The sequence below is a fragment of the Bradyrhizobium sp. genome, from assembly GCF_049691595.1.
Lineage (GTDB): Bacteria > Pseudomonadota > Alphaproteobacteria > Rhizobiales > Xanthobacteraceae > Bradyrhizobium.
Map to the genome: position 1 here is coordinate 1 of NZ_JBAVNZ010000335.1, position 7,727 is coordinate 7,727.

Sequence of the window (7,727 nt, forward strand, 5' to 3'; positions counted from 1 at the left end):
GCGTTGCATTCGATGCAACGGTCGGCATCACAAAGAAATTTGACGCGAGCCATGATCTATTCTCCCCTCACGCCGTTTGAATCTGGCACAGGGTCACCTTGCCCTCGTGCATGCCGGTGACCGGATCGTAGCCGTAGGTCGTGATCGTGTTCGCGCTTTCGCCAAGCACGATCGGATCGTTGCCCTTCGGATATTTGCCGCGCTGATCGACGCCCTGGAACCAGCCGCCGAAGTGGAACGGCATGAACGCCACGCCCTTGCCGACACGTTCGGTGACCAGCGCCTTGACGCGTGCCTTCGAACCGTTTTCCGGACCGTACACCCAGACCCAGCCGCCATCCTTGATGCCGCGTTCGGCGGCATCCGAGGTGTTGACCTCGACGAACATGTCCTGCTGCAACTCGGCAAGCCAGCGGTTCGAGCGGGTTTCCTCGCCGCCGCCTTCGAATTCCACCAGACGTCCCGAGGTGAGGATGATCGGGAATTGCTTGGCCAGCCCCTTGTCCACCGCCGCCTTCTGAATCGAGAAGCCAAGATTGGCCATGCGGAACTGGCGTCCGTCCGGACGCGTCGGATATTTGGCGACCAGTTCGGGACGCGCGGTGTAGATCGGCTCGCGATGAACCGGAACCGGATCCGGCAGGTTCCACGCCACCGCACGCGCCTTGCCGTTTCCGAACGGGATGCAACCGTGGTCCAGCGCGACACGGATGATGCCGCCCGACAGATCGACCGCCCAGCCCACGCCATCCGGACTGTTGCCGCCGATCCCGTTGATCGTGGCCAGTTCGGATACGGTGAGGTCCTTGTCCCAGCCGAGTTTCTTCAGCACGCCATAGGTGAACTCCGGATAACCGTCGGTGATTTCCGAACCCTTGCTGTAAGAGCCTTCGGAAAGAAGATTGACGTTCTTGACCGTACCGTCCGGCTGCTTTTCCTCATATACGACGCCGAAACGCGCGCGGAACGTGCCGCCACCATCCTTCACGTGAAGGTTGGTATTGTAGAGCGTGTGCGTTCCCGGGTGCTTGATCTCGGGCTTGCCCCAGCACGGCCATGGCAGGCCGTAATAGTCGCCGCCGATCTCCGGCTCTTCGGCCTTGGCGCGCAAGGTCACCAGGTCGAACTTGCCCTGGTTCGCCATATGCGCCTTGAGCCGCTCCGGCGACTGGCCGGAATAACCGGTCGAGAATCCGCCGCGGTTGATTTCCCGCAGCAAATCCTCGGGAACGGGGCGGTTGTTGTCGACCTTGATGTTCTTGAACAACTGGTCGGCGAAGCCGAGCTTGGCCGCGAGCCGGTAGATGATCTCGTAATCGTCCTTCGATTCGAAGATCGGCTTGACCACCTGCTCGCCCCACTGCAGCGAACGGTTGGAAGCCGTGCGCGAGCCCGAGGTCTCGAACTGGGTGCAGGCCGGCAGCAGATAGGTGCCGTTCTTGCGGTCCGAGATCGCGGCAAAGGTGGTCGGATGCGGGTCGGCGACCACGAGCAATTCGAGCTTCTCGATGCCCTTCACCATTTCGGTCATGCGCGGCACGGTATTGCCGCCATGCCCCATGATGACCATGGCCTTCAGGCTGTCGCGCTGATCGACGTCGTCGGGATTGGCGAGCGTCGCATCGAACCAGCGGGTCGACGGAATGCCCGGCAGCTCCATGTTCTGCTTGCGGGTGCGCGCCGGACGGCCCGCCTTGGCCGGCACCTCGTCGAAGCGCGACTGGAGATAATCGTAGTCGACCTCCCAGACCCGCGCCCAGTGCTTCCAGGCGCCTTCGACCAGGCCGTAATAGAGCGGCAGGGTGGTGATATCGAGACCGATATCGGTCGCGCCCTGCACGTTGCAGTGGCCGCGGAAGATATTGGCGCCGCCGCCGAAGGTTCCGACATTGCCTGTCGCCAGCAGCAGATTGCAATAGGCGCGGACGTTGGCGGTGCCGACGGTGTGCTGGGTGCCGCCCATGCACCAGATGAAGGTCGACGGCCGCTGCTTGGCGAAGGTCTCGGCGACCTTCTTCAACTGCTCGCCGGGAATCCCCGACACGCGCTCGACCTCTTCCGGCGTCCACTTGGCGACCTCGGCGCGGATCTGATCCATGCCATAGACCCGTTGCGCGATGAACTCCTTGTCTTCCCAGCCATTGTTGAAGATGTGGTGCAGCATGCCCCAGATCACCGCGATGTCGGTGCCGCTGCGGAACCGGACATATTCGGTGGCGTGGGCGGCGGTGCGGGTGAAGCGCGGGTCGAGCACGAACACGTTGGCGCGGTTGATCTCCTTGCCGGTCAGGATGTGCTGCAGCGACACCGGATGCGCTTCGGCGGCATTCGATCCCATGAAGACGACGGTCTTCGAGTTTCTGATATCGTTGTAGGAATTGGTCATCGCGCCGTAGCCCCAGGTGTTGGCTACTCCCGCGACCGTGGTCGAATGGCAGATACGGGCCTGATGATCGATCGAGTTGGTGCCCCAGAAGGCCGCGAACTTGCGGAACAGGTAGCCGCCTTCATTGGAGAATTTGGCCGAGCCGAGCAGATAGACCGAGTCGGCACCGGACTTGGCGCGGATATCGAGCATCTTGTCGCCGATCTCGTTGATCGCCTGATCCCAGGACACGCGCTGCCACTCGCCGTCGACCAGCTTCATCGGATATTTCAGCCGGCGATCGCCATGCACGAGTTCACGGACCGACGCGCCCTTGGCGCAATGCGACCCGCGATTGATCGGGCTGTCCCAGGCCGGCTCCTGGCCGACCCAGACCCCGTTCTGGACCTCGGCGATCACGGTGCAGCCGACCGAGCAGTGCGTGCAGATGTTCTTCTTGATTTCCGTCGGCGCCCCGATGATTTTGGGGCCGGCCTGCGCCTTGCGCACCGATCCGAGCGGCATCAAGCCCAGTGCGGCGCCCGCGCCTGCCGCCAGACCGGACCGGCGCAAAAACGTGCGGCGGTCGAGAACCCCCGAGGCGAGGCCGGCGGCGATACCCTGCAAACGCGCCCGGCCAGCGGATCCATCTCTTCGCTTCATCAACATGTGCGTGGTCCCATCAATAGCGGTTGACGCGATAGTAGTTCTTGACGTGATCGGACTCCTTGTAGCGGGCCTTGACGCGCTCGGCCTGCGACTCCTCCGCCTCAGCCTGATCGCTCGCCAGCGGCACCATCGCTGCCGCTGCCGCCACCGATCCACCCATCAGGAAGAAGCGGCGCCGGTCAACGCCTGCCGCGGCCTGCGACTTTCCCTTGCGGGCGGGCGCCTTGCTGTCGGATGGCTTGCTCATTGCGATCTCCTCAGGTCATCTTTGCGATAAATCATCTCTTCCAGGTCCACCTTGCGGTTGGCTTTGGCATCACTCGGACAGCGCAAACGCCCCGGATTCCAGTTCCATGAAGATACGGCCGACACGGCCGACGGCACGGTAGAACTTCGCCGATCCTGACATCTCCAGATCGGCGAACATCCGCGCCGCCCACGGCTTCAGATGGCGCTCGAAGAAGCGTGCCTGTTGAATGAAGTCCGCCTCGAACTCGCCGCGCGCGAGGCCGGACATGACCTCGAGCAGGATCGCGATGTGGTCTTCCGGCTCCCTTGATGAGCCGGCGCGCTCGATCCCGAGCGCGTCCAGATCCTCGCGGACCCGCGCCAGCGGGCGCTCGTGCAGAAAGCCGGTGAGGTAATAGGAAGCATAGGGAAGCAGATCGCCACGGCCGAGCCCGATGAAAAGATCGAAGAATTCCCTGCTGGCGGCGCGATCATCCGTCGACGCCGCCGCTGCGGCGAGCTCGATATGGGCGATGCCGAGATCGGACGCGTCGCCCTTCAGCGTCGCAACGCGCCTGAGCGTATCCGCATCCGGCGCCTTGCCGAGCAGCAGCGACAACAGGCCATATTCGGCGGCCCGCAACTGATCGATCTCGTCGACCTCGGATTTCGATGTCACTTGATCCTCGGATGGTCCGTAGAGATCGGGCCGCAGCACAAAGCGGTGCACGCTTGTCAGCGCCTCGACGGCGAGAACCCGTTCTGCCGGAATGCGCGACCACGCTGAAACCGAGGGCTGCGCAATGCCGATCGCTCGCGCCAGCGATGCGACGCCACCTGCCGCCCTGATTGCCTGCTCCAGACCGGCGTCACGCATGGTGCAACCGATTTCTCCCCCGCCCACCCGTACCTCTCAAACGCGCACGAGCCCAGCACCACAACTGTCCCAACTACAAATTTGTAACATAGGCTTGGCCTATGTCCTCAAAAACTTTTGGCTAAATGATCGGTCTTGCGGTGCCATGGCGTCGCACCTTCTGTTGCGGCGCACCAGCGTTGTCCGCGCCGGAAGATCGCGCCGCCTCCGCCTCAATAATGCCGCCGTCTTCCGCGCCAGGGGGATCTTGCGCTATTGAAGCCGCATCCTCGCCCAACCGTAACGGCTGAATCGGCAGATCCGGCGCCGGTTTTTCGTCATGTTCGGGAGCTTGCGGACCGCTCGGCGGTACTTTTGCGGGGGCAGCAGCGGCCGGTATCGAAGGGTCGGTTGCAGTTTCGCCGCCGCCCATGATCTGCGAAACCATCCGGGCGACATCCAGGCCCGCTCCGATCGCGCTGCTGCCCGGCACGCCCCCCGGCGTATTCCAGTCATAGGCGTATTCAAGCGCGGGACTGACATAGTCGCGGATCACGGGGTCGAGAGCCCAGGATTTTCGCAATGCCTCGTTGCGAAGCCGCTCGGGAACATTATTCCGGAGGAAAGCGGTCATGTCGGTCGTCGACGTTATGTCCTCCAGCTTCGGCAGGCTGGAGATATCGAATTCCGGCTCGCTTTCTGCAACTTGCTCCGGTGCGGCGTCAGCTTCGGCAATCGACGCCTCATGCGCGTGCTGTTTCGCCGCCTGCTTGCGCTGCGACCACCGCGCCAGGAACCCGTTCTCTTCGTCGCCATGGTCCGAACCGCTCATGAGCGCCCCGTTCCTTCATCCGAAGGCCCGCCGCTGCGCTGGCGGTCGCCACCCGCGCGATCCCGCTTGCGCTTGTGGAATACGCGCTCGACATGGAATCGATCGACAAAGGCTGCGATCCACGCCGCGATCGCGGGCGGCATCGGCACGGTACCGATCACGTCGCAACCGCTTTCAAACATCGCCTCGCCTTCGGTCGGATCGGCCGTGACCTTGGTCAGCTCGAGTTCGGGGCTGCCATCCTGACGCCGCAGCGCCACCCAGATGCGCGGCTCGCCGTCGGCAAGATTGTCGCGATAATTCGCCGTGTCCGAGCTGAACAGATCGATGCTCGCCGCACCCGCGTAGTAAATCGTTGCATCAGGGCCGGTGGACAGCACGGTCCACGGCGCCGTCGCAGGCACCTCGTCGAGAACCATCGCCGGCGACCAGGTGTGATCGATCCACGGATTGTCGATCGGACGGCGGCGCATCACCACGCCGACTTCGCGGGACGCCTCGGTCATCGCCATGGCCGGTCCTTTCGTGTTCGGCGCGATCATGCAACATTCGCAGTCGCCGCCAGCGGCAGCCCCGCGACCAGATTCTGAGGCTTCAGGCGCACCACCTTGTCGGCCCCCATCGCCAGAATGAGATAGACCGGCCTGCTTCCGACGCGCGCATCCACCAGCCGCGGGTCTTCGATATCCAGACGCATCAGCGCGACGATGCGCCCGGCGGCATTGCCATCCAGTGCGGCGTCATTCCACAAGGCGTTGCCGATGCGGGTGCCTTCGCTGTCGAGGCCGATGAACCAGCGCCAGTCCCGATCCTCGATCGAGGCAACCGTCTCGACATTGACGGCAACGCCGAGCAGGTGGTCGATCCATCGTTCGATCACCCGGCACAGCCCGGCACGCGCCTTCGGATTGCCGCCGATATTCATCACCATCGCATGGGCGTCCGAACGCGACCAGTAGGTCCAGGCGTTGTCGTCGTCCATCACATCCATCTCGCCGAACGCGCTCGGCGCGAGCATGGCCGCAAGCGGCGATGAATGAATGTCGTGCCGGGCGTGTTGCTGCGCCTCGATGACCTCCGCGTCGGCCAACAGCAGCGTGCCCTCGTGCACGCTCGCCTGCTGGCTGCGGTAGAACAGTTCGGCCGCGCGCAGCATGTAGGGATCGTCGCATCCCTCGAGCGCATTGCGCAGGATCAGATGGCAGAGCTGGGAGAGAAAGACCGGCGGCAGATCGCCAGCGCCGTTGCGGGCAAGATTGGTGTAGACCGCCTCCAGCGAGGGTGCCGCGATCAGCCGGTCACGGAAGTTGATCATGAAGGTCCAGTTCTCGCGCGCATCGGCGTCGGCGAGCGCGGCGATATCGGCCTTGGCGACCGGGCGCAGCGGATCGGCGAGCAGGTTCGCATGCAGCTTGCGCTCGGCCGCGCAGGCGTCGGCCGGCGGCATCAACTCGGGCCGCGCCAGATAGGCCATGATGAGTTCGGGCGTCGCCACCAGCCCGCCATGATCGGCACGGCGCGTCAGGTGATGGCCCGAGGCTACCCAGAACTCTCTCATCGGCGATCCCCGGTCATGCGGTCAGTTCCCATCAATCCCAACAGATCGACCTCCTCGGCGGGTTCATCGTCGCCCTCGACCTGATGAAAGGTAAAGGCGCGGGCATCGGCGTGCAACCGATCGCCGTCGGCGGCGCGTTCGCGCGGCTTCAGGGTGCGAAAGCGCTCGCGTATTTCGCCATTTTCGACGCTGCGTTGCACCGCAAGCAGGGTTTGGGGCGGGTGATCGCACAAGGAGCCTGCGAACGCGACCTCTTGTTCGGCGGCCGCATGCGCGGCCTCAAGATCGGGCGCGCCGAATTTCTCCAGCAATTGCCGGGCGAGCCGATCGATCATGGTTTGCTGGTCCTCCTCCATCGCCGCGGTGACGATGGCAAGCGTGGACCAGCCAAGACTGTCGATGCCCAGAAAGCCCGAACGCAATGCCACGCGCTGCTTCGGGTCGAGCGCGGCCGGATCCCGATTCCAGAACACGAACGCGCCCGAAACCACCCATTCGCCCGGCTCCGCCGCCCGCTCGAACACGAATGTGTCCGAAGGATCGAGCCTGATGGTTCGCGGAAATTTCAGCATGTCCGCCTCATCCGGGTTTCGGACCGCGCGCCTGCGGATCATACCAGGCCGCGCGCGCGAGCGCATCCACCAGGCCCGTGCGGGCGGGCGGCCCGTTGCCGGCGGGCGGCCTGACCAGAAGATCGCCATTGACGTCGATCGCGCGGCGCTCGCCGGCGTTGCGCCCGGGAAGCCGTTCCAGATAGTCGCGGGCGATCGCCTCAAAGCCGCGCTCGTTCCAAAGGTCGAACGCGGTCATCAGATGACGGGCGAAGCTGCCGACGATCGCGTCGGTGTCGATCATCTCAAAACCTTCGCCCAGCAGGGAAACACCGGATACGGCCTGCACCTCCTCGACATGCGCCATGTCGGCGGCGCGCAGCATCGCGCCGAACACCAGCCATGCCGGAACGTCATTCTCGGCGCAACCTCGTGGCCAGCCGAGCCGCGCGCCCCCAAGCAATCCGCCATCGAACCGGATCGCGTCGGGCCAGTCAAAGCTCACCTGCCGCTCCGGCGGGCAATGCGCGGCAATCGCGTCCGCCACGGCGTTCATGCCGGCAAAGAACGCCCGGCGCGCCGGCGCCAGCGGCTGGTCGGGCTCGAGCACCACGGCGAATTCGACCAGATCGTAGCGCCGCACCCAGACCAGCGTTCCGCCACCTGCC

Annotated in this window: 8 protein-coding genes; all 8 read right to left on the reverse strand. The window is 64.3% G+C overall.

Annotation, left to right across the window (positions count from 1 at the left end; genetic code table 11):
• Window positions 1–67: 67 nt before the first annotated feature.
• Window positions 68–3,034 (reverse strand): formate dehydrogenase subunit alpha, encoded by a 2,967-nt coding sequence (locus WCE35_RS15005; RefSeq protein ID WP_424594128.1) that lies wholly within the window; start codon window positions 3,032–3,034, stop codon window positions 68–70.
• 13 nt (window positions 3,035–3,047) lie between these two features.
• Complete coding sequence (locus WCE35_RS15010) at window positions 3,048–3,281, reverse strand: hypothetical protein (RefSeq protein ID WP_424594129.1); 234 nt, start codon at window positions 3,279–3,281, stop codon at window positions 3,048–3,050.
• A gap of 69 nt (window positions 3,282–3,350) precedes the next feature.
• Complete coding sequence (locus WCE35_RS15015; RefSeq protein WP_424594130.1) at window positions 3,351–4,139, reverse strand: molecular chaperone TorD family protein; 789 nt, start codon at window positions 4,137–4,139, stop codon at window positions 3,351–3,353.
• 121 nt (window positions 4,140–4,260) lie between these two features.
• Window positions 4,261–4,950, reverse strand: a complete 690-nt coding sequence (locus tag WCE35_RS15020; RefSeq protein ID WP_424594131.1) for a DUF3306 domain-containing protein — start codon at window positions 4,948–4,950, stop codon at window positions 4,261–4,263.
• Entirely contained in the window at window positions 4,947–5,462 is a 516-nt protein-coding gene (locus WCE35_RS15025) for a DUF3305 domain-containing protein (RefSeq protein WP_424594132.1), read from the reverse strand. Before WCE35_RS15025 ends, WCE35_RS15020 begins: the two co-directional genes overlap by 4 nt.
• 26 nt (window positions 5,463–5,488) lie before the next feature.
• On the reverse strand, window positions 5,489–6,508 hold the full coding sequence (locus WCE35_RS15030) for a DUF6352 family protein (RefSeq protein ID WP_424594133.1): 1,020 nt from the start codon (window positions 6,506–6,508) through the stop codon (window positions 5,489–5,491).
• Window positions 6,505–7,080, reverse strand: a complete 576-nt coding sequence (locus WCE35_RS15035; RefSeq protein ID WP_424594134.1) for a DUF6505 family protein — start codon at window positions 7,078–7,080, stop codon at window positions 6,505–6,507. Before WCE35_RS15035 ends, WCE35_RS15030 begins: the two co-directional genes overlap by 4 nt.
• A gap of 7 nt (window positions 7,081–7,087) precedes the next feature.
• Window positions 7,088–7,727: biotin/lipoate--protein ligase family protein (locus WCE35_RS15040; protein WP_424594135.1), on the reverse strand; the 640-nt coding region annotated here is incomplete at its 5' end.